The organism is Paenibacillus sp. JL3B1040 (assembly GCF_057063165.1).
The window spans coordinates 1,835,081-1,855,863 of record NZ_CM169317.1 but is presented as its reverse complement, the minus strand read 5'-3'; the positions used below and the strand labels follow the sequence as shown (position 1 = coordinate 1,855,863).

Annotated in this window: 21 protein-coding genes; 7 read left to right on the top strand and 14 right to left on the bottom strand. The window is 55.3% G+C overall.

Going from position 1 to position 20,783, the window contains the following annotated elements:
- Positions 1-173 precede the first annotated feature (173 nt).
- The 3 genes from hemG to hemE are packed head-to-tail and all read right to left on the bottom strand — an operon-like array spanning position 174 to position 3,664.
- Positions 174-1,598 (bottom strand): protoporphyrinogen oxidase, encoded by a 1,425-nt coding sequence (hemG, locus tag ACZF99_RS08255; protein ID WP_483610720.1) that lies wholly within the window; start codon positions 1,596-1,598, stop codon positions 174-176.
- A 6-nt stretch (positions 1,599-1,604) separates the two neighbouring features.
- Positions 1,605-2,546, bottom strand: a complete 942-nt coding sequence (gene hemH, locus ACZF99_RS08250) for a ferrochelatase (RefSeq protein WP_483610718.1) — start codon at positions 2,544-2,546, stop codon at positions 1,605-1,607.
- A 56-nt stretch (positions 2,547-2,602) separates the two neighbouring features.
- Positions 2,603-3,664: a uroporphyrinogen decarboxylase gene (gene hemE / locus ACZF99_RS08245; RefSeq protein ID WP_483610716.1), complete on the bottom strand. Its 1,062-nt coding sequence runs from the start codon at positions 3,662-3,664 to the stop codon at positions 2,603-2,605.
- A 260-nt stretch (positions 3,665-3,924) separates the two neighbouring features.
- On the opposite strand from hemE, the gene ACZF99_RS08240 reads away from it, so the two are divergent.
- Complete coding sequence (locus ACZF99_RS08240; protein WP_483610714.1) at positions 3,925-5,136, top strand: MFS transporter; 1,212 nt, start codon at positions 3,925-3,927, stop codon at positions 5,134-5,136.
- A 282-nt stretch (positions 5,137-5,418) separates the two neighbouring features.
- On the opposite strand, the gene ACZF99_RS08235 is transcribed toward ACZF99_RS08240, so the two are convergent.
- Positions 5,419-5,802: an ATP-binding cassette domain-containing protein gene (locus ACZF99_RS08235; protein WP_483610712.1), complete on the bottom strand. Its 384-nt coding sequence runs from the start codon at positions 5,800-5,802 to the stop codon at positions 5,419-5,421.
- 81 nt (positions 5,803-5,883) lie between these two features.
- Positions 5,884-7,050, bottom strand: coding sequence for an alanyl-tRNA editing protein (locus tag ACZF99_RS08230; protein WP_483610710.1), 1,167 nt, complete (start codon positions 7,048-7,050; stop codon positions 5,884-5,886).
- Between the two features lie 187 nt (positions 7,051-7,237).
- Between ACZF99_RS08230 and shc the strand changes: the two genes are divergently transcribed.
- Complete coding sequence (gene shc, locus ACZF99_RS08225; protein WP_483610708.1) at positions 7,238-9,163, top strand: squalene--hopene cyclase; 1,926 nt, start codon at positions 7,238-7,240, stop codon at positions 9,161-9,163.
- A gap of 75 nt (positions 9,164-9,238) precedes the next feature.
- On the opposite strand, the gene ACZF99_RS08220 is transcribed toward shc, so the two are convergent.
- The 4 genes from ACZF99_RS08220 to ACZF99_RS08205 form a co-directional block, all read right to left on the bottom strand.
- Positions 9,239-10,036, bottom strand: a complete 798-nt coding sequence (locus ACZF99_RS08220) for an EFR1 family ferrodoxin (protein ID WP_483610706.1) — start codon at positions 10,034-10,036, stop codon at positions 9,239-9,241.
- Positions 10,037-10,078: 42 nt separating this feature from the next.
- Positions 10,079-10,513: an FMN-binding protein gene (locus ACZF99_RS08215; protein WP_483610704.1), complete on the bottom strand. Its 435-nt coding sequence runs from the start codon at positions 10,511-10,513 to the stop codon at positions 10,079-10,081.
- Between the two features lie 67 nt (positions 10,514-10,580).
- Complete coding sequence (locus ACZF99_RS08210; RefSeq protein ID WP_483610702.1) at positions 10,581-11,549, bottom strand: FAD:protein FMN transferase; 969 nt, start codon at positions 11,547-11,549, stop codon at positions 10,581-10,583.
- A gap of 25 nt (positions 11,550-11,574) precedes the next feature.
- Positions 11,575-12,156, bottom strand: a complete 582-nt coding sequence (locus ACZF99_RS08205; RefSeq protein WP_483610700.1) for a TetR/AcrR family transcriptional regulator — start codon at positions 12,154-12,156, stop codon at positions 11,575-11,577.
- Between the two features lie 240 nt (positions 12,157-12,396).
- Here ACZF99_RS08205 and ACZF99_RS08200 point away from each other — a divergent pair, with 240 nt between their 5' ends.
- Positions 12,397-13,077, top strand: coding sequence for a DUF559 domain-containing protein (locus ACZF99_RS08200; protein WP_483610698.1), 681 nt, complete (start codon positions 12,397-12,399; stop codon positions 13,075-13,077).
- Between the two features lie 243 nt (positions 13,078-13,320).
- Positions 13,321-13,587, top strand: coding sequence for an N-acetyltransferase family protein (locus ACZF99_RS08195; protein WP_483610696.1), 267 nt, complete (start codon positions 13,321-13,323; stop codon positions 13,585-13,587).
- 33 nt (positions 13,588-13,620) lie between these two features.
- Here ACZF99_RS08195 and ACZF99_RS08190 read toward each other — a convergent pair whose 3' ends face one another.
- A complete protein-coding gene (locus ACZF99_RS08190; RefSeq protein ID WP_483610694.1) occupies positions 13,621-13,842 on the bottom strand; it encodes a DUF2905 domain-containing protein in 222 nt (73 codons plus the stop codon).
- 184 nt (positions 13,843-14,026) lie between these two features.
- Here ACZF99_RS08190 and ACZF99_RS08185 point away from each other — a divergent pair, with 184 nt between their 5' ends.
- A complete protein-coding gene (locus tag ACZF99_RS08185; protein ID WP_483610692.1) occupies positions 14,027-14,740 on the top strand; it encodes a cupin domain-containing protein in 714 nt (237 codons plus the stop codon).
- A gap of 38 nt (positions 14,741-14,778) precedes the next feature.
- On the opposite strand, the gene pfkB is transcribed toward ACZF99_RS08185, so the two are convergent.
- The 3 genes from pfkB to ACZF99_RS08170 all read right to left on the bottom strand — a co-directional run bounded on the left by pfkB (position 14,779) and on the right by ACZF99_RS08170 (position 17,179).
- Entirely contained in the window at positions 14,779-15,696 is a 918-nt protein-coding gene (gene pfkB / locus ACZF99_RS08180) for a 1-phosphofructokinase (protein ID WP_483610690.1), read from the bottom strand.
- 7 nt (positions 15,697-15,703) lie between these two features.
- Positions 15,704-16,453, bottom strand: a complete 750-nt coding sequence (locus ACZF99_RS08175; protein ID WP_483610688.1) for a DeoR/GlpR family DNA-binding transcription regulator — start codon at positions 16,451-16,453, stop codon at positions 15,704-15,706.
- A gap of 165 nt (positions 16,454-16,618) precedes the next feature.
- The gene (locus ACZF99_RS08170) at positions 16,619-17,179 is read right to left on the bottom strand and encodes a TetR/AcrR family transcriptional regulator (RefSeq protein ID WP_483610686.1); all 561 of its coding nucleotides are present in this window, start codon (positions 17,177-17,179) and stop codon (positions 16,619-16,621) included.
- A 367-nt stretch (positions 17,180-17,546) separates the two neighbouring features.
- On the opposite strand from ACZF99_RS08170, the gene ACZF99_RS08165 reads away from it, so the two are divergent.
- Positions 17,547-18,428 (top strand): ABC transporter ATP-binding protein, encoded by an 882-nt coding sequence (locus ACZF99_RS08165; RefSeq protein ID WP_483610684.1) that lies wholly within the window; start codon positions 17,547-17,549, stop codon positions 18,426-18,428.
- A 24-nt stretch (positions 18,429-18,452) separates the two neighbouring features.
- A complete protein-coding gene (locus ACZF99_RS08160; RefSeq protein ID WP_483610682.1) occupies positions 18,453-20,066 on the top strand; it encodes an ABC transporter permease in 1,614 nt (537 codons plus the stop codon).
- Between the two features lie 48 nt (positions 20,067-20,114).
- Here the strand turns inward: ACZF99_RS08160 and ACZF99_RS08155 are convergent, their stop codons facing one another.
- A complete protein-coding gene (locus ACZF99_RS08155; RefSeq protein ID WP_483610680.1) occupies positions 20,115-20,744 on the bottom strand; it encodes an O-methyltransferase in 630 nt (209 codons plus the stop codon).
- Positions 20,745-20,783: the final 39 nt, after the last annotated feature.

Genomic DNA, 20,783 nt, shown 5'->3' with positions numbered 1-20,783 from the left:
CTTTGTGCGCTGATCTATCGTTTCGATGAAGGCTCGATGTCGATTCCTTCGTGTTCAAAAGCTGACCGTTTGATTTTATTATATCAGGTCTCCGCAAATAAATAGAACCCCTCGCCTATTTTGCCGGCAAGGGGTCAGGAAGTCCTATATTGAGTCTTGCAGCGGCCGTCCGCTTAAACCTGGGCGACCTTCAATTTCTCCGTCATCCGCTCGGCCAGCTCCTTCGCCTGCTTGATGCAGTCGGGCAGGCCGACGCCGTAAAAGGCCGCACCGGTGGCATAAACGCCCGGCAGCGACGACGCCAGCCGGCCGTTCAGCTCGGCAACCTGCTGCAGATGGCCCACCGGATACTGCGGCATCGATTTCGGCAGGCGGGTAATCTCCGTGAACAGCGGCCGGGCCGTAATGTTCATCAGCCGCTTTAAGTCTCCAAGGACGAGCTCCGTCAGCTCCTCCTCGGGCAGAAACGGCTTCTCCTCGTCGCCGGAACGGCCGACGTAGCAGCGCAGCAGCATTTTGTCGTTCGGGCTCGTATGCAGCCACTTGATGCCGGTCCACGTGCAGGCGGTGATGTTCAGGCCTTCCTTGCGCGGCACCAGGAAGCCCGAACCGTCGAACAGGCCGGTGACATCCTTGCGGTCAAACGCCATGACGACGTTGGCGACGGACACGTAGTTGATCGCGTCCAGCGCGGCCACATCGACATGCGGCCGCAGCAGATCGGCGGCGGCGAACGCTGGCACAGTGACGATCACGTCATCCGCCGGGAGAGCCTCGCCCGAGGCCAATACGACTTCGTACGCCTCCGGTCCCGTACGGCGGAGTTCGACCACCTCGGTCTCCAGGCGGCAGTCCACGTCGGACAAGGACGAAGCCAGCCCGCCTACCAGCGTCTTCAGGCCTTTGCGGAACGTCAGGAACGCGCTGCGCTTCGTGCCCGTGTGCGTCTCCACCGGCTTTTTGCCGGTCATCATGCCCTTGATCAAGCTGCCGTAGGCCCGCTCGACCTCGCCAAACTGCGGGAAGGTCGATTGCAGGCTGAGCTTGTAGGTGTCGCCCGCATAAATGCCGGCGAGCAGCGGTTCGGTTACATTTTCCAGCACCTCGGCGCCGAGTCGGCGTTCGATGAACGCCCCCAGCGACTCGTCCTCCTCACTGGGCCGCGGCGGCATCACCAGGTCCAGCATCGCCCGGGCTTTGCCGCTCCAGGAGACGAGTCCGCTGCGCAGGAACGGCCCAAGCTCGGTCGGAATGCCCAATACCAGACCCGCGGGCATCGGATGCAGCTTGCCGCCGCTGACGATGTACGTTTTCTTGGCGTCCGGATTCATCGAGACCAGTTCGCCTTCCAACCCCAGCTCCTTCGCCAGGTCGGTCATGGCCGTTTTGCGGGCCAGGAAGGAATCGGGACCTTTCTCGATGACAAAATCGTCCTTCTCCAGTGTTTCGATTTTGCCGCCGAGGGCGTTGCTTTTTTCCAGCAGTGTCATTTGCGGGGTGATGCCCCGCTCCTTGTAGAACTTGCGAACGTAAAAGGCCGCGGACAATCCGGTCAGCCCCCCGCCGATTATGACAACCTGACGTGAAGAATCACGCATGTCCTCTCATCTCTTTTCCCAAGATTTGATAATGACGTCGCCGAGCGCCTCCATGTACAAAGGTTCGGTGTTCAGCGATTCAATCCGCTCCAGCCGCATATCCAGCTCTTTGGCGATCGTTTTGGCTTCGATGTCCAAGTCGTACAGCACTTCCAGATGGTCCGACACGAAGCCGACCGGAGCGACCAGCACGTCTTCCACCTGCTCCTCGCTCAAGTCTTTCAGCGTGTCCAGGATATCCGGCCCCAGCCACGGGTCGGCGGTACGCCCCGCACTTTGCCAGGTGAACTGCCAGTTCGTCACGCCGGCCTTCTCGGCGACGGCTCGGGACGTCTCCAGCAACTGGTCCCGGTACGGGTCGCCCATTTGCAGAATTTTCTCCGGCAGGCTGTGGGCGCTGAACAGCACCCGAACCTGGTCCCGCAGGGCACCGGCCTCCTCGAATTGATCCAGCTTGGCGGATACCCGCGCGGCAAAAGCCTCAATCAGCTTTGGATGCAGATGATAGCTCTCCACAAATCGCATCGCAACCCCCAGCTCCTGCGCCTTGGCTTCCGCCCGTTTGATGTAACCGCCGATGCTCATGATCGAATAATGCGGCGCAAGCACGATGCCGACCGCTTCGCGGATGCCGTCCTCCGCCATTTGCGCCACGCCGTCCTCAATAAACGGATGGGCATGCTTAAGTCCCTGATAACAAACGAACTCCGTGTCTTTGTCCGCGTTCATGCGGTTCAGCGTTTCCTGCAAAGCGGCAACTTGCTTGTCGGTATTGGCGCGCAGCGGAAATACCCCGCCTACGATCGCCTCGTAACGATCGACCAGCTCTTGGAGCTGTTCCGCGGCGGGGGGATGGCCGCGCCGGATATGCGTATAATACGCCTCGACCTGGTCCAGACTTTGCGGCGTGCCGTAAGACATCACCAACACTCCGATTTTCGATTTCACGATTCCAGTTCACCTCTAGTCGATAATTGGGTTGCTCTCCTGTATGGGATATAGCATTACGCACGCGGTGCGGGTTGATGCAGAATCGCTTCGGCAGAATATTCGTGCACGAATTCCGTCAACTCCCGCAGCTTGCCCAAGGAAGCCTCGGGGAACAAGCCGTGTCCCAGGTTAAACACAAATCCGGGGGCCGTTAAGCCGTCGTCGATGATTATTTTCGCCTGCTGCTTAATGACTTCCATCGGTGCGGTCAGAATATAGGGATCCAAATTGCCCTGCATCGCAAACTTTCCGCCCGTCCGGCGCCGGCCTTCCGCGATCGACACACGCCAATCGAGGCCAACGGCGTCGGCAGCGATGCCGGTCAACGTCGGCAGCAGTTCTCCGGAACTCACGCCGGGAAAATAAATCTTCGGTACATCCAAATCCCGAAGTTCGGCAAAAATACGGGTGATCGTCGGGAGTACATATTTCTCGAAGTCCTTGGGTGCGAGCGCCCCTGCCCAACTGTCGAACAACTGGAATGCTTTGCCGCCGCTCTGGACGTGAGCCCGCAAGTAATCGACGACCATATCGCCCAGTTTGTCCATCAGCTTAAACCAAGCTTCCGGTTCGCCGTACATCATCGCTTTAGTGCGGATATAGCTCTTGGACGGCCGCCCCTCGATCAAGTAGCTGGCGATCGTAAACGGCGCGCCGGCAAATGTGATCAGCGGAACGTCGAGTTCCCGGTCCAAAAGCGAGATCGTTTTCAAAATATGCGACAGATCCCGGTGGACGTCGATCGGCTTCAGCCGTTCGATGTCGGCCAGCGTACGGATCGGCCGTTCGATGACCGGACCGATGTTCTTGACGATATCGAATCGCACGCCAAGCGAAGCAACCGGATTCATGATGTCGGAATACAAAATAGCCGCATCCACGCCAAGCTTGCGGACGGGCATCATGGTGATTTCCGCCGCCAGCTCCGGCTGCCGGCATATCTCCAATAAGCTGTACTTTTCTTTGATTTTCCGGTATTCGGGATCATACCTGCCCGCCTGGCGCATGTACCAAACCGGTAGGCGATCCACCTCCTGCTTCCGCAGGGCCCGGATCAAGCGATCATTGTAAACCAAGCCGCACGCCTCCAATACTCATAGAAACCTTTTTGATCAAAACTATGAACTACACTATAAACATTCTAATTTACATTATGCCCTACTTAAAAGTAAGTAACAACTGTCACAACGACCGAACGAATGGCGAACCTTTGACAATCGGATGAAGATGCCATGAAGAATGTCCGAGACCCGGCTTTTCCAATAGTGATATACTAGTATAACTTTTGTTTTGTTTGAAGTATTCTAGAGACCCCGCGAAAGGAAGTGAAAGCACATTGAAAACCTGGAAGGTGAATCTCATTGTGCTTTGGTTCGGACAGTTTCTGGTCAACGCCGGGATGACGATGCTCACGCCGTTTCTCTCGCTGTATCTGGCGCGGGATTTGCATGTGCAAGGAGAACGGGCGATCGCTCTGTGGGCCGGGATGATCTTTGCCGCCAATTTCGCCACATCGTTCATTTTTCAGCCGATTTGGGGCAAGCTCGCCGACAAGTACGGCCGCAAAATCATGCTGCTGCGCTCCGGCTTCGGCATGGCCATCGTCATAACGCTGATGGGCTTCGCTACCCAGCCCTGGCACCTACTGGCGCTCCGGCTGCTCAACGGCACGATTTCCGGCTTTAATCCGGCCTCCGTGGCGCTGATTTCCGGGACGGCGCCAAAGGAGCGAATGGGCTTCGCGATGGGCACGATCCAGTCGGGCAACGTCGCCGGCACCATCCTCGGCCCTCTGATCGGCGGGTTGCTGGCGGAGTGGATCGGATTTCGGCCGATTTTTTACATTACCGGCAGCCTGTTGTTTATCGCTTCGCTGTTGGCGCTGCTGTTCGTACGCGAAAAGTTTGACCGCGAGGAAGCGTTGCATACGCCCCAGCCATCGGTCCTGCAAGGGTTCCTGGAGTTGAACAAAACGCCGCAGTTGACCGCGCTGTTCGCCGTGACGTTCCTGCTGCAATTCGCCATGCTGAGCCCGATGTCGCTGCTGCCGCTGTACGTGGAGAAGCTGCATGGCCAAGCGGCGAACGTAGCCTTCTGGGCCGGGTTCGTCAGCGCCGTCACCGGCATTTCCAACATGATCACCTCGCCGATCCTCGGCAAGGTCAGCGATAAGCTGGGGGCGCACCGCATTTTGACATTTTGTCTGATCGGGGCGGCGGCCACGCTGATCCCGCAGGCGTTCGTGCAGACGGTCTGGCAACTGATCGCCGTCCGCTTCCTGATGGGCGTGTTCATGGGCGGGCTGCTGCCGAGCGTGAACGCGCTGATCCGCTTTTACACGCGGGACGGAATGGAGAGCCGGGCGTTTGGCTTCAACAGCAGCACGCTGGCCCTCGGCAATATGATGGGCTCGCTGATCGGCGGTTTTCTCGCCGGATACATCGGCATCGAGGGGCTGTTCATCATCTCCGGCATTCTGCTGCTGATCAACACGCTGTGGGTGCGCATCAAACTGTACGCCAAGCCGAAGGCGGCGCAGTTCAAGTAGGCCGGCCAGAGGCGTCTTCCCGGCGGTGTTGTGGGTTGTGGGGTGTGGGGTGTAGGGTGTGCGTTGTGCGATGCGTTATGCGTTATGCGTCATGGCGTCATGCGTCATAGCGTCATTTCGCACCGCTAAGTGGAAATCCTCCAGTTAATTTCGCGCAAATCGGCCGTATTGACTAACTTAAGTGGAAAACCTCCATTTCCTTTTGCGGAAATGGTTGGTTTTGAGCTTATTGCGCCAAAAATAGATGAAACTTTTCCACTTAGTTGTTTGAATCCCGCTCGTTCATCCAAAAATAGATGGAGGATTTCCAACTAACTTGCTTTGACGCATCCCCGGAAAACCCGTCCCACTTTTTGCGCCAAATCGGAGAAGGCGCAGCGCTACGGCTTTCCAAAACGCATGCGATTCCGGCCGACTTGGCTCGGCTTTTACCCGCAAAAACGCACAGCATCCGCCTTGCTCTCTTATTGAAAAACCATTCAGAAAAATATCGCCTTTGCTGATTCGGGTTAGCCCGTTCGCTAGCAGGAATAACGTCGTTTTTCCCGCTCCGTTATGGCCGATCACGCCCACGATATCCCTATCGTCAATACGCAGGCTTACTTGATCCAGCGCTGGTGAACCCTGCTTGGCGTAATACTTGGTAACATTCGTGAATTCAATCACTTTTTCAACGTCTCCAATTCTTCCGAAAAATGGTTGTTTTTTTCAAGTGCTCCTATCGTTCAGGTCGCCCCCCCCCTCAACTTACAAGCTACGCTTGGCAAACTCGTAAAAAGCCAGCGCATCCTCCCACGAGCCGAACCCGGCCTGCGCCAGCTTGTCGCTGCCGCCGCCCTTGCCGTTATGCGCAGCCAGATGCTCTTTGAAGAAAGCCCCGCAGGAAACGGGGTGACTGCCGCTATGGGCCAACACGATCTTCTGCTCCGACTGCGTTGCCAGCAGCACCGGGGCTTCGATTTGGCCGGTCAGTTTCTGCGCCAAGCTTTGCAGATCTTTGAGGGGCTTGTCCGCGTAGATCTGCGCAATGAGGCCGCCGTCCCGCTTGGCGAGCAGTTCCCGGACCGCCGCTTCGTCCAAAGCGTCTTGGAGTGCGTCCAATTCCAACTGCAACCGCTTCTGCTCGTCTTCCCATTTGTCCAGGCGCTCCAGGATGCCGTCCCGGCCCGTCTTCAGCCGGGCGGTCACCAACCCCAACGCCCGCTGTTGCTCCTGAAACTCGGTGAGCGCGCGAAACCCGCATTTGAAAACGATCCGCACGTTTCCTTTTTGCTTCTCGGTCTTCAGCAGCTTGATCATGCCGATCGCGCCGGTCGCCGAGACATGCGTCCCGCCGCAGCCGTTGTACTCCACGCCTTCCGTCTCTACGATGCGGACGCGGTCCTTCACCTTCGGCGGCTTCACGAGCGGCAACCGGGACGCTTCCTCCCCCGTCACGAAGTAGCTCGTAATCCGGTGATTCAGGTAAATCTGCCGGTTGACTTCGCGTTCGATCGCGGCAAGCCGCTCGGCCGACAGCTCCGGCTGGTCCACGTCGATTGTGCAATAGTCCGCGCCAAGGTGGAAGCTTAAAGTCATCGCCCCGTATAGCTCGCGGCAGACGGCCGACAGCAGATGCTGTCCGCTATGCTGCTGCATATGGTCGAAACGCCGTTCCCAATCGATTTCGCAAACAACCTCGCTTGCTTCCGGGAATCGTTCCACCTTGTGGAGCACCGCTTCGTTTTCGCTGATGACATCGAGCACCGGAACGCCGTCAATCCACCCCGTATCGTTCGGCTGTCCTCCCCCATGCGGGTAAAAGGCGCTTTCCTCCAGCACGACGTAAGCGCCGTCCTCCCGTTCCAACCGGTCCCGCACGCGCGTCGTCCAACGGGTTAAATAGGCATCGTCAAAATAAAGTCTTTTCGTCATCTCATCGTTCCTCTCTTTTTCGGTTCTTTCCTCTACTATACCGGAAAATCGCCGCAATCCGCAGTCCCTTTCGTGATGCTGCGGCCTGGCCCCCAAACCGGATGCGGCGAAATCGTCCGGCACCGCGCATCATGCACCTCCCGCCGCCCTCATATAATGGGGTGACGAGAACAAGGAGGGAGCAGGGATGGGCCAAATCATCACCGGCATCCAGAGCGAAATTCAACGCTTAACCGAGGAACTCATCCGGCGGCAGCAACCGGACGGCAGTTGGCGGTTTTGCTTCGAAAACGGCATCACGCTGGACGCAGGCACGATTATCCTTTTTCGCACATTAAACGCGGGCCGGGAGGAGCTGATCCGGCAACTGCACGATCGCATCCTGGCCGCCCAGCAGCCGGAGGGCTGCTGGCGATGGTACCCGGACGACGAGGAGGGGCATCTGTCCGCTACGGTCGAGGCGTATTACGCCTTGCTGTACTCCGGGTACAGCCGGGCGGAAGACGAACCGCTGCAGCGGGCGAAGCGCTACATTCTGGAACGAGGTGGCATCGGACAGGCAAAAAGCCTGCTTACCAAGGCAATCCTGGCGGCCACCGGGCAAAGGGAATGGCCGAAGTCCTTGTCGCTCATTCCGCTCGAGATCCTGCTGCTACCCGAATCGTTTCCGCTCAATTTTTACGACTTCTCCGGCTATTCGCGGGTTCATCTCGTGCCGCTGCTGATCCTGGCCGAGCGGAATTACCGGGCCAGAACCGCCCGTACGCCCGATCTTGGCGAGCTGTACTTGAACCGCGACGCGGATGAAGAACGCCTTCCACTGTCCCGGGAGAGCCGGGAACCGCTGGAGCAAATCCAGTCGGCGCTCAGCCATCTGGTCGGCACGCCGCAGCGCATCCGCCAAGCCGCCGTCAAGCAGGCCGAGCGATACCTGCTCGACCGGATCGAAGGCGACGGGACGTTATACACCTACGCGAGCTGCACGGTGCTGATGGTGTTCGCCTTGCTTGCCCTCGGTTACGAGCCGCAGCATCCGGTTATCCGGAACGCCGTCGAAGGACTGTCCAACCTGCGGTTTACGGTTAGAGACGGGGCAGGCAGCACCGGCGGCTACACCACGATCCAAAACTCCCCTTCCACCGTATGGGACACGGCACTCCTCTCCTATGCCCTTCAGGAAGCGGGGGTCCCGCCTGCCCATCCGGTCATCCGCCAAGCCGCCGCTTACCTGCGAGACCGCCAGCACCGCCGCCCCGGGGATTGGCGAATCCATAATCCCTATGCCGTTCCCGGCGGCTGGGGGTTTTCCGAAACGAATACGATCGTCCCCGACGTCGACGACACCACTGCCGCTCTGCGTGCCATCCATGCTTTGCGCGACGGCGATCCCGTTTTCCTGGAAACGTGGAACCGCGGGCTGAATTGGGTCTGGTCGATGCAAAACAACGACGGCGGCTGGCCGGCTTTCGAAAAAAACACCGATAAGGTCATGCTCACCTGGCTGGCCATCGAAGGGGCGAAATCCGCAGCGACCGATCCTTCGGAAGCGGACCTGACCGGACGGACGCTGGAGTATTTGGGGAACTTCGCCCATCTTGACGTTCGTCACGACCGGGTCGCGCGCGGGGGAGATTGGCTGCTAAGCCATCAGCAGGCGGATGGATCGTGGTACGGCCGCTGGGGAATCTGCTACATCTACGGCACCTGGGCGGCCTTGACGGGATTGATTGCGGTAGGCATGCCCGCCGACCACCCGGCCATCATCAAAGGCGCCGACTGGCTGCTCGGCATTCAAAATGACGACGGCGGCTGGGGAGAATCCTGCCGCAGCGATCAAGCGGAGCGATATGTTCCGCTTCTGGCCAGCACGCCGTCGCAGACGGCCTGGGCGCTGGACGCGCTGACCGCGGTGCACGACCGGCCCACGCCCGCGCTGGAGCGGGGCGCCGCCCGCTTGATCGAACTGCTGCACGAGGACGGCTGGACGGCCGTTTATCCGACCGGAGCCGGGCTGCCGGGATATTTTTACGTCCACTATCACAGCTACCGGTATATCTGGCCGCTTCTGGCGCTCTCGCATTATGCGAAAAAATACGGGGACGCATCGCCTTAACGGCGTCTTCGTCCCCTTCGCGTTCATATCCGCGCAATCGGCAGCCGCTTAAATTCTCATCCGTTCTCAAATTGGCTAAAGCACCTTGCCTTTGCCAATTTCGGCGATGCTGACGTTAGGATTGACGTACCTCCCTTTGTTCCCGGTGGCCTTTCCATACTGGACGGCTTGGGTGGGGCAATAATGGAGGCAAGCCGAACATTGCGTGCAGTTCTCCCCCCACTCCGGCTTCTCGCTGCGCATCCGAATATTGCCGCAATTGCATACCTTGGCGCAAATTCCGCAGCCGGTGCAGCGATCCGTAACATGGAATTTCGCCGTATTCACGGTGCTCTTCGCGAATATCGGATAAATCAGCCCCGTCGTCAACCAGGGCAGCCGGCCTTGGCTGACCTTCATCTCCTCCGCTCTCCCCGCGACCGCAGCGTTGATGTCCTGCAAGACTTTGTCCGCCGCCGCCAGCTTCTCCCGCCGAACCTCTTCGGAATCCACGTCCCCCATCATGATGTAATTGTTCGGCATAATTAAGGAAAAACCGCCGTTCAATGGAAATCCTTGCGCTCGCAGGGAGCGGGCCATTACCTTCATCGCGTTTCCCGCGCTTCCGCCGCAAGTGGCGACGACAAACACATAATTTCCGCGAAAATTCCGCAGCTTTAGTCTCCGGATGAATTCCAACACGATCGGCGGCGGGCCCCAAGCGTGCACCGGGTGCACAAATCCTATGACCTCGTCGTCCCGTAGGTCGTACTCATAAACGTCCCTGCCGCTTGCGGCTGCCGCCGCGATGGAGATCAGTTCCTCCCCTTGCCGGCTCGCAATCGTTTTCGCCGCGTACAGCGAATTGCCCGTTCCAGTAAAATAAAAAATCATCAAATGACCTCTCCCTTCCGCTTTGGGAACCGCAATAGCTTCCTATGGCTGCGCTTGGCCAAGCGCGTTCTCCACCGATTTGAGATACGCTTTGGAGGTGATCGTCGCCCCGCTGATTGTGTCTACCTGCAGCGACTGCGTTGCGATCACCCTGCCGTATAATTTGCCGGTAAAATCCGGCGATTGGTTCTCCTTGTGCATCAACAGCTGGATATCCGTCACTTTCCCCGTAGACACGTTGACTTGAACCCGATTGGCTCTCCATTTGTACTTTCCGCCTTCGTATTCCCCGATATATATGCCGTCTTTCAGATTGTGAAAATCCACGGTCCGGATCGGGAGATTTTTCCCTTCCCTCCGCTCTCCGGCCGTAAACAGAAGAGCGCCTCCGGCACTTCCCGCAAGCAATATGATTACCGCAAGGATCCACATGATCATCTTTCCTTTCCGCTTTTTTGGGTTGGCCTTTCCGTTCATGCTTTCCCCTCCTCCCTCGGTCCTGAAAAGCTGCCTTTCTGAGCTTGCACTTCATTTGAACTCGCCTTTAAATGAAAACCACGGCCGTTCCCGCCAGCGCCAGAAAACGATCCTTTAATCCCGATGTAACGTATACCTGGAGGTGTCGGTCAACGAAAACGGCTTCCGCTCCGGGGAAGCCGCGGAGGATCGCCAGCCCCCGCTCGATCCCGGCCACAAACGCCGTCGTCGCCAAAGCGTCGGCCGCCGCGGCGCTGTCCGCGACGATGGTGACGCTGATTAAGCCGCGATCCGCAGGATACCCGGTCGCCGGATCGAGAAGATGATGCCGCCTTATTCCCATGGCGTCGATAAAATAACGCTGATCGTCCCCCGACGTTACGACCGCTTGGTCAACGACGTCAACCGCGCCGATTAAGCGGTGTTCCCGTCTCGGGTGGCGGATGCCGACGCGCCACGGCGAACCATCCGGTTTGGCGCCCAGGACGGCCACGTTCCCGCCGAGATTGCTGAATGCGGAGGCCACGCCGAAACGGCGGAACACTCCGAGCAGCTTGTCGCTGGCGTATCCTTTGCCGATCGCGCCCAGATCTACGGACTGGCCCTTACGGCGAAGTCCGGCCGTCCGGGATGCCGGCTCCAAATGCAGATCCGCATCATTCACCAGAGCAACCGCCTCCCTGATCCTTTCAAAATCTGGTACCCCGTCGGCATTCCTATCAGTCCACAGCTCAACCAGCGGACCGACGGTAACGTCAAACGTTCCGCGGGAAAGATCCGAAAAACAGCGGGCCAGCATCAGTACCTCGAACGCTTCCGGACTAAGTTCGGCCTGCCCTCCTCCCGCCAGTCCGTTGATCTTGGCGATGTCGCTTCCGGGAACGAAACGGCTTAGCAATCGCTCCAAGCGCTGAGCTTCCGCACTGACCGCCTCAAGCGCTTGTTGCGCATGTTTGCCGTAAGCTCTGTGGAACAACCCGGTTCCCATCCCCAAACCTGCGGTGTCCACCGCTTCGGTTGAAATTGAGCCGTTCATCGCCGCTCCCCTTTCGTTCATTGCGTTATCGAGGACGACGGGTTAATCCGTCCATGATAAACTCCGTCATATAATCCAGCAGTTGCGGAAAATAATCGAGCCCGATCTCTTCCTTGTGCGTATCAATATGAATGATGCCCGCAAACATCGCCATAATCATCCCGCTGTCGATATCGGCCCGTATCTTCCCTTCCGCCTGCCACCGTTTCACCAGCTCAAGCGAGTCGCCGTAAACGAAATCGACGGCATTCTGGCCGTTTTCTTCGCGATACAGCTTTTCGATTCGACCAAACACGTCGCGGTTATACCACTCCTTCAGGATCGGGTGCGACCTCATGCCCTCCTGATTGCGCGCCAGAAACCCTTGAATCATCCGCAAAGGCTCTTCGTCCAAGTCGGCGGACTTCATCAGGCTTCTCTTGAGCTTCGCGTTTTCCTCCATAAAAATCTCCATGAATAGCTTCTCTTTCGATGCATAGTAGTTATAGAAGGTTCCTACGCTGACCCCGGCTTTCCGGGTGATGTCGGCCACGTTCGTGTCCTTGAACCCATGGGCGCTGAACAACTCCTTCCCGCACCGATAAATTCGGATTTTCTTGTCCTCCACTGTCCTTGACCTCCACTGTTGGTTTTGCCAGGAAAAGCGTTAGCTATTTTGTGGTATTTTTCACTTTCCTGGCGAGGTTAAATGATTGAATGAATATTTTTTTGTTCATTCATACTTTATTCGAGCCCTCCCCTTTTGTCAATCATTTCCGACAGATGTATAATGAAACTTAAGACGAAGAACGTCCCGATCCTATTGAGGAGCCGGGGCGTTTTTTATTTTATCGGGAGGGATGGGATCATGGATTCAGAGATGGCGTTCGAACAAGCGCACTCCGCATTTATACAGAAGCATCTTGAGGCTAGGACGGGAGAGCGTAGGGGGCGTCTGGAGCGCGGGCACCGGGAGGCGGAGAAGCTGTTTTGCCGCAAGATTTGGTGGGAGGTACAAGGGAATTTTAAGCACTTGCATCCGGAATACGAGGTGGTGGACTGGCGGGGATTATCTTATTTCTGCGATTTTGTTTGGTTGGCCGGGCCAGTGAAGCTGGTGATCGAAATCAAAGGTTTCGGCCCGCATGTCAAGGACATGGATCGGCAGAAATATTGCAACGAGCTTAACCGTGAGACGTTTCTGACCGCGATGGGATTCCAAGTGATCTGCTTCGCTTACGATGATGTCGCCAATCGACCGGAATTGTGCGTCACTTTGTTACGTATGGTGCTGAATCGATATCTACCGATTTCGATCCCGGCAGAGCCAATTTCTCTGATGGAAAGAGAGATTTTACGGTTAGCATGCCATTTTGCTTGTCCCCTTCGCCCGATCGACATCAAATCTCATTTCCAAGTGAACCACCGGACTGCTGTACAAGCTCTACAATCCATGCTGGCAAAAGGCTTGTTAAAGCCTGTCTTCGGTTCTACGGGAAAACGTGCCGTTAGGTATGAGCTACAGAAAGATGCGATACACCAACTTTGACTTCTTTAACTTAATACCCGGCTTCTGCAGAGTCATAGTATGAATAAGTGCAATCGTGCATCTAAATCGGAGATCTTTTTCGAAGAGGGCCGAATAGTTGCTATCATGCATTTATTTTTCTAAATTCGCGTCATTTTCCGGTTTCGCACCAAAATTAACTGCATCATTGCTACTAATTCGATGATAGAGGCCAAATCCTCAAAATTAACTGCACCTCAGTCGTTATTTATTCATACCTCTATTGTGTTTGTAGGAACGTCCATTTACTTGGCCGTCGGCTTCCGCAGCCAGGGAATCGGCTCCGCTTTAACCGGGGACATTTTACGCCGGGCCGAAGAGCTAGGGTTCCACACCGTCATCAGTGCGGTAGTTGGCGGCAATAATGCAAGTCATAAGCTGCACGAGAAGTTCGGCTTTGCGTATATCGGATGTTTTAAGGAGGTCGGACGGAAGTTCGGGGAGTGGCGGGATGTCCATTTCTATCAATATTTTACGGGCGCCGGTCATTAAGCCGACGCCCATTTTGTACATGCAGATCCACGATTACTTTGTGAACCAGCGGATAACGGCCAGGATCAAAGAGAAGACGACGCTGATCACGATGCAGGTCACGATGGGGAAATAAAACCGAAAGTTCCCCCGTTCAACCGCGATGTCGCCCGGCAGCCTGCCCAGTTGAACGAATCTCCCCAGCAGCATCCAAATCAGGCCAATCAAGATGAGAACGGCACCGGCCATAATCAGCATTTTCGGAACATTGCCCATCGATGGTCTACTCCTTCTATTCGATTGGATTGTTTGATTCCATGATACCTAATCGCCCGGGACTAACGCAAACGAAGGCGATCCTCCGGTAACAACCCCAGAAACGCACATATAAACCCCATTATAAACATACATATCCAGTAGAAGTGATAGCGCCTATACGTAGGAAAGGCAGGGAACGACCATGGCGGTTTCTTACATGGATTTCACGTCACCCAACGCACAGTTTACGTTCGACGTCAACCGGAACACAACGGTAAGAAAGGATCAACGCAACTTCATTAACGAATTGTCCATCCAACAGTTAAATACACTCGGAAATATGTCGTTATTGGATACGTATCTGGACAAAGGCAATGTAATCGAAATGCATATTCACCAAAATGCCTCCGAGCTTGTATACTGCCTTTCGGGGGAAGTGGTCGTCTCCATCATCAACCCGTTCACCAAAGAGCTGCGGCATTATCCGAACCGTCCCGGCCAAGCGACAAGCGTACCGCAGGGGTGGTGGCACTACGATACCGCGACGATGGACGGGACGCGTTTCCTGGCTATTTTTGATCAGCCGATTCCGGAGATCATCCCCGCCTCCGATATGCTGCGGTTAACTCCGCCTGAAGCGTTCGCGCATGCCTATTGTCTCGATGTAAACCAAGTCCGGGAAGCATTCGCGCCGCTAAATCAAACGGTGATTATTGGCCCGCCGCGGGGGTGTCATCAGGAAAACCAACCCGCCCCTTACCCTAATCCGCAGCAACAGGCTTATTCCCCGCATTCCAGCCATCCGCCCTATAATCAGGGATATGGGCTGCGGCCATACCAGCAGAGCGACGGCAATCCCCGGCGGCCCCAGGTCATCGGCAACGGCTGGGCACATCTCTATCATGACGGACCATGAGGAAAGAACCCCAATCGCGGATTGGGGTTCTTTCTTCCTTATCCGATCTTCTCGATACTCACCTTTGCCTGAAGTTCCTCAATCAACGCCCGCTCGGCCAAATCGTCGGAGAAGGCGGTTGCGCTGCCCGACGCGACGCCGAGACGGAATGCCTCCAGCAGGTCGCCACCCAGCGCGAGCGTTCCCGCGAAACCGGCGATCATCGAATCGCCGGCGCCCACGGAGTTGCGAACCTGGCCGGGCGGGACATTGGCATGGTATACCTCGTCGCCGCCAACCAGCAAAGCGCCTTCACCGGCCATCGAAATCAAGACGTACTGCGCCCCTTCTTCCAGCAGTCGTCGGCCGTACGTAATCAACTGCTCTCGTGTCTCCATCGGCACGCCGAATAGTTCGGCCAACTCGTGATGGTTCGGCTTCACGAGCAGCGGGCGATGCGGCAGCGCTTGGCGCAGCGGCTCCCCCGTGGTGTCGATCGCGAATTCGGCGCCTTGCTTCTTACACATGCCGATCAGCCGCTCGTAGAAATCGCCGGGGAGCGACGGGGGCAGACTGCCAGCCAAAACGACCAGATCGCCTTGCTCCAGGCAGGACAGCTTCTCCACCAAGGCATGGGCTTCCTCTTCCGCGATGGCCGGACCGCCGCCGTTCAACTCCGTCTCCTCCCCATGCTTAAGCTTAATATTGATGCGGGTATCTCCGCCTTGTACGCGTGCAAAATCCGTAGCGACCTGTTCTCTCCGCAAAAACTCCTCGATAAAATCGCCGGTGAACCCGCCGAGAAACCCCATTGCGGTTGTGTCCGCCCCAAGCCGCTTCAGCACGCGCGAGACGTTAATGCCCTTCCCGCCAGGCAGCTTCAGGTCCCGCTTCATTCGATTCAATCCGCCGAGATGCAGATCGTCCACTTCCACGATATAGTCGATGGAAGGATTTAAGGTGATGGTATAGATCATGATAGGATTACCCTCCGATTAGATTGGTCTTCTCCGCGATCGGCTGACGCCAGCGTGGCGGGACTTGCTCCGTAATCAGTGCCGCCCGCTCCAGCTCCAAAATTCGGGCGAAGGCGATGGTCCCGATTTTGCTGGAATCGGCAAGCACGAACGTTTGGGCGGATCTCGCGCTTGCGCAGCGCTTCAATGTCGCTTCCTCCGGGTCCGGCGTCGTATACCCCGCTTCCGGGTGAACCCCGTTCGCCCCAAGGAAACACCGGTCAAAACGAAAATGCTCCAGATGATCCTGCGCCAGGCTGCCGATCAGCGCTTTCGTGCGCCGTTTCGCCAGTCCGCCGAGCAAATAGCCGGAAATCTCGGCTTCCAACAGCGCCTCAATCTGCGGCAAGCCGTTGGTTACGACCGTGATCCGCTTCGCTTTCAGATAAGGAACCATGGCCAGGGTGGTCGTCCCGGCATCCAGATAAATCGCCTCCCCGTCCCGCACCAAATTGGAGGCGATTTCGGCAATCGTTTGCTTTTGAGGGAGGTTCACGGCCGATTTTTCCGCCATGCCGGGCTCCAGTCCCCCGGACATGGCCGGCAGCGCCGCACCGCCATGGACTCTACGGAGCAGCCCCCGTTCCTCCAAATCCGCCAAATCCCGCCTTACGGTGGATTCGGAGGCTTCAAGCAGCGCGCAAAGGTCCTGGAGCTTGACGATTCCCTCCTCCCGCAGCCGCTGCATTATCCGGTGATATCTCTCCTCCGTTAACATCCTTCCCCCTCCTGACTATGAACATAAGAACATCGTATCATAACCCGAGAAAATATCAATCAAGTACTTTCAATATCTCTCATAATCAGTCAAAACAAATCACTGCACTTATTGCCGCATGATCAAAACTCTGCCCTATTCAGAACAGAGTCGTGTTCGTCTATTCTATTGACTCGGCTGACTCGGCGCCATCCCTTTGATCAGCAATTCCGCCCATTGGGCGGTATAAGGGAGAATCTTCGGGTAGATGTGCGGGCTGGAGATCCCTTCGACCAGAGCTTGGAAATAAATCAAAAGAAATTCATCCGAATACTTCAGATCTATCTTGCCTTCCTTACGTCCGCGATGGAACAAATCCAACATCATACTGTAACCTTCCTTAACGTATTGCTGCATGATCAGCGATATGCCGTCATCGTCCTTCTTCGTAAAATGATCCATTAAATCCAAATAAAATTGTTTGTTGACTTTCTCCAAATAATTGATTTTGTTCTGACTCATGGCAATGATGGTTTCTTCGAAGGGCTTATTTTCGGCCATAATGGCCCGCGCCGATTCCCCCATTTGAGTCAAAAAAAACGTAAAAACCTCGTGAATCAGGTTTTCTTTGCTTCCAAAATACTTAAAAATCGTCGTTTTACCGACCTTCGAGTGTTTGGCAATCTCATCCATCGTCACATTTTCCAGGCCGGCCTCGGAGTTCATCAAGTCAAAAGTTGCTTGCAAAACTTGTTTTTTCTTCTCCCGCGTCCTCTTCTCAAAACCATTCATTTCTCATTCCCGCTTTCTATCTTTGTCGACTTCTATCCAATTATGGAGTATTGGGTTCACAACTCTGCTATCTATAAATTATAGATTGATAGTTATGAATGATCAAACAATGCATAGTTCATAATTTAAGATTTTTAAATTGACTATGCCGATAAAAAGGATTATAACTGAATCTGTAAATGAACTTTGGTTTAAAACTTGGCGATTAACTCTATAATTATGAACTATTATATCATATTAAGTTCATAATTATCCGAGTAAAGCTTTGTTTTTAAACTGGAAAGCACGTTACTAAAACTGGTTAAGAAGGGGTTTTAGTGCTATGACGGAAATGGTAAAAGTTCAAGGTTTGCAGAAAAAGTTCGGTAAATTCAAAGCTTTGCATGACGTGTCGTTCACGGTAAACGCCGGAGAAGTCGTCGGCTTTATCGGACCAAACGGTGCGGGGAAATCAACAACGATTCGCACGCTGCTCGGAATCATTCGTCGGGATGCCGGGGAGGCCCGAATCTTTGGCAAGGATGTATGGAAGGACAGCCTTGAGATTCATAAACGGATTTCATATGTTCCGGGGGACGTGGCGCTTTGGGGCAGCTTGACCGGCGGCGAAATCATTGATTTGTTTATAAAGCTGCACGGCGGCGGAGACAAAAAGAAGCGCGATCATTTGATTAAACGTTTTGAATTGGATCCCAAGAAGAAGGCAAAGGGCTACTCGAAAGGCAACCGGCAAAAGGTCGGCTTGATTGCGGCTTTGTCCGTTGCCTCCGATTTGTATATTCTCGACGAGCCGACTTCCGGTCTGGATCCGTTAATGGAAGCGGTCTTCCAAGAAGAAGTCGAACAAATCAAATATTCGGGGAAAGCGATTTTGCTGTCCTCTCATATTTTGAGCGAAGTGGAGCGTCTGGCCGATAAGGTGGTCATTATTCGTCAAGGCAAGGTAGTTGAAACCGGGACCTTGGACGAATTGCGTCACCTCACCCGTTCCACAGTCACGATGGTAACCGAAGGCGATGCAGCTCGGATGGCTTCCGTTAACGGGGTCCATGATTTCAAGCAAATCGGGAATCAAGCGACCTTCTCTGCGGATAATGCTTATATCAACGATATTTTGTCCGAAGCGGCAAAATTGGGCGTCAAGAAGTTTGAATCGGTGCCGCCTACGCTTGAAGACTTATTCATGCGTCATTACGAAGTCTAAGAGCGGGAAGGAGGAAACGATATCATGCAAGAGAAATTTGCACGTTGGGACGTTTTGTTTGTTCAATATCTGAAACGGGATTGGAAAAAAATCATGTTTTGGATCTTAGGCTTGGGTTTGTTTTCAGCCGGATTTGTTCCGGCATTCGAAGAAATCGGCAAGGGGCAAGGCTTACAGGGAATGTATGAGACCATGCAAAATCCGGCCATGATCTCCATGGTTGGTCCGACGCCGATCGAATCTGCGGCGGATTATACTTTAGGCGCGATGTATGCCCATGAAATGTTGTTATTCTGCGGGTTGTTTGCAATGATTGTCACCGCTTTGCACGTGGTAAGCCATACTCGCAAAGAAGAGGATCTTGGGCTTACGGAACTTGTCCGTTCCTTTCGAGTAGGACGGCAAGCCAACTCGCTTGCGGTGGTTGCCGAAGTCTTCATCATCAATATGATCCTAGCCCTCGTCATTGGCGGAATCATGACCAGCTTTGGCGTTGAGGCGATTTCCGCGGAAGGTTCCTTTTTGTTTGGCGCATCCATCGGGATGGCCGGGGTCTTGGGGGCCGGGATCGCCTTAGTGATGGCGCAAATTATGCCGACCTCATCCGCCGCAACGGGGGCATCGCTCGGGATGGTAGGCTTGCTGTACATTTTTCGCGCCGGTACGGATGTGTCGAACGCCGACTTCTCCATGATCAACCCGATGGGCTGGACTTATCTGACTTATCCATTTACGGAAAACAATGGGGTGCCTCTAGCTTTGGCCGCGGCCTTCAGCATCATTGTCGTGATCATCGCTTTTGTCCTTGAAGGCGGTCGGGATATGGGGGCCGGTTATTTGCCCGAACGAGAAGGCCGGGAGTCGGCAAAAAAATCATTGCTGTCCGTACCCGGCTTGTTTACCAAGCTGAACAAAGGCGTGATGATCAGTTGGATGATTGCCTTCGTCCTTATGGGAGCAGCCTATGGTTCGATTTACGGAGACATGCAGACGTTCCTGGAAAGCAACGAAATTCTAAGTCAAATGTTTACGGTCTCCGGCGTTTCCATCGAAGAAGCCTTCACCGGGACCATTATGATGGTCATGATCGGATTGGTTTCCATTTTGCCAATCGCCATCGTAAACAAACTTGTCTCGGAGGAATCGCGGCTGCATTTAAGCCAGCTTTATGCGACAAAAGTGACGCGGGCTAAGCTCTATTGGACGAGTGTCATTTTGGCCATCATTGCAGGAGTGCTCGGCATTTTGCTGGCTTCAGCCGGACTGGGCGGGACCGCCGTTTCTGCATTAGGCGACGGTTCTCCCATGACCATGGGGGATTTTCTCGCCGCAGGTTATAACTTCCTGCCATCCATGTTGTTCTTTACCGGACTTGCCGCGATGGCTTTGGGTTGGGCACCAAGACTAGGCAAAGCGGTTTATGCTTATCTTGGGTATTCTTTTGCATTAAACTATTTTGGCGGCATTCTGGATTTGCCGGAATGGTTCTCGAAAACCGCCGTCCAAAGCTGGATCCCGCGGATGCCGGTGGATCCGTTCGATGCGGCAACTTTTATTTCGCTCACGGCCATCAGCATTGCTTTGATGGGATTAGGCTATATGGGCTACCGCAAACGGGACATGGTTGAAGGGGCTTAGCCGTCAACGAACGGGTCATTTGATTCTTGTCAAATGACCCGTCTTTGCTTATTTCACCATCGCCAGCGCCAACCCGTCATACGCCGGCAGCAACGTGCTGATCAACCGCTCATCCCGGGCGATCGTCTCGTTGAATCGGCGCATCGCCTGCACCGACGGCCCGTTTTTGTCCTCGTTCAGCGTCCGCCCGCGCAGCAGGATATTGTCCCCGGCAATCAGCGCCCCCGGTTTTGCCAGCTTGATGGCATATTCGAGATAATTGGGGTAGTTTTCTTTGTCCGCATCAATGAAAAAGAAATCAAACCGCTCCCCCCGTTGCTCCAGGGTTTGCAGGCTGTCGAGCGCAGGTCCGACCCTATACTCCGCAACCTGCCCGAATCCGGCCTCTCGCAAGTTGGTCCGCGCCAGCTCGGCGTTCTCCTCCTTCAGCTCCAGCGACAACAGCCGCCCGTCCGCGGGCAGCCCCCGCGCCAGGCAGATGCCGCTGTACCCGCCCAGCGCACCGATTTCCAGCACGGCTTTGGCTCCGGCCAGCTTGACCAGCAGCGTCAGCAGCCGGCCGTACCCCGGCGCGATCGACACGTCGCGCATCCCGCTGTCCGCGATGGATCGCGTCACCCGCTCCAGCACTTCGTCCTTGGCGTATAGTTCATCACCGTATTGTTCCGGCGTCAGCATTTCGATCTTCCTTTCATCCGTTCCTAGGACAAGAACCGT

What these genes read in the sequence shown, in the direction of transcription:
- ACZF99_RS08165 (WP_483610684.1), top strand. Translation starts at nt 17,547, where the DNA reads ATGACGGAAATGGTAAAAGTTCAAGGTTTGCAGAAAAAGTTCGGTAAA.
- ACZF99_RS08155 (WP_483610680.1), bottom strand. Translation starts at nt 20,744, where the DNA reads ATGCTGACGCCGGAACAATACGGTGATGAACTATACGCCAAGGACGAA.
- pfkB (WP_483610690.1), bottom strand. Translation starts at nt 15,696, where the DNA reads ATGATCTATACCATCACCTTAAATCCTTCCATCGACTATATCGTGGAA.
- ACZF99_RS08215 (WP_483610704.1), bottom strand. Translation starts at nt 10,513, where the DNA reads ATGAACGGAAAGGCCAACCCAAAAAAGCGGAAAGGAAAGATGATCATG.
- ACZF99_RS08175 (WP_483610688.1), bottom strand. Translation starts at nt 16,453, where the DNA reads ATGTTAACGGAGGAGAGATATCACCGGATAATGCAGCGGCTGCGGGAG.
- ACZF99_RS08210 (WP_483610702.1), bottom strand. Translation starts at nt 11,549, where the DNA reads ATGAACGGCTCAATTTCAACCGAAGCGGTGGACACCGCAGGTTTGGGG.
- ACZF99_RS08190 (WP_483610694.1), bottom strand. Translation starts at nt 13,842, where the DNA reads ATGGGCAATGTTCCGAAAATGCTGATTATGGCCGGTGCCGTTCTCATC.
- ACZF99_RS08160 (WP_483610682.1), top strand. Translation starts at nt 18,453, where the DNA reads ATGCAAGAGAAATTTGCACGTTGGGACGTTTTGTTTGTTCAATATCTG.
- ACZF99_RS08200 (WP_483610698.1), top strand. Translation starts at nt 12,397, where the DNA reads ATGGATTCAGAGATGGCGTTCGAACAAGCGCACTCCGCATTTATACAG.
- ACZF99_RS08185 (WP_483610692.1), top strand. Translation starts at nt 14,027, where the DNA reads ATGGCGGTTTCTTACATGGATTTCACGTCACCCAACGCACAGTTTACG.
- ACZF99_RS08220 (WP_483610706.1), bottom strand. Translation starts at nt 10,036, where the DNA reads ATGATTTTTTATTTTACTGGAACGGGCAATTCGCTGTACGCGGCGAAA.
- shc (WP_483610708.1), top strand. Translation starts at nt 7,238, where the DNA reads ATGGGCCAAATCATCACCGGCATCCAGAGCGAAATTCAACGCTTAACC.
- ACZF99_RS08230 (WP_483610710.1), bottom strand. Translation starts at nt 7,050, where the DNA reads ATGACGAAAAGACTTTATTTTGACGATGCCTATTTAACCCGTTGGACG.
- hemG (WP_483610720.1), bottom strand. Translation starts at nt 1,598, where the DNA reads ATGCGTGATTCTTCACGTCAGGTTGTCATAATCGGCGGGGGGCTGACC.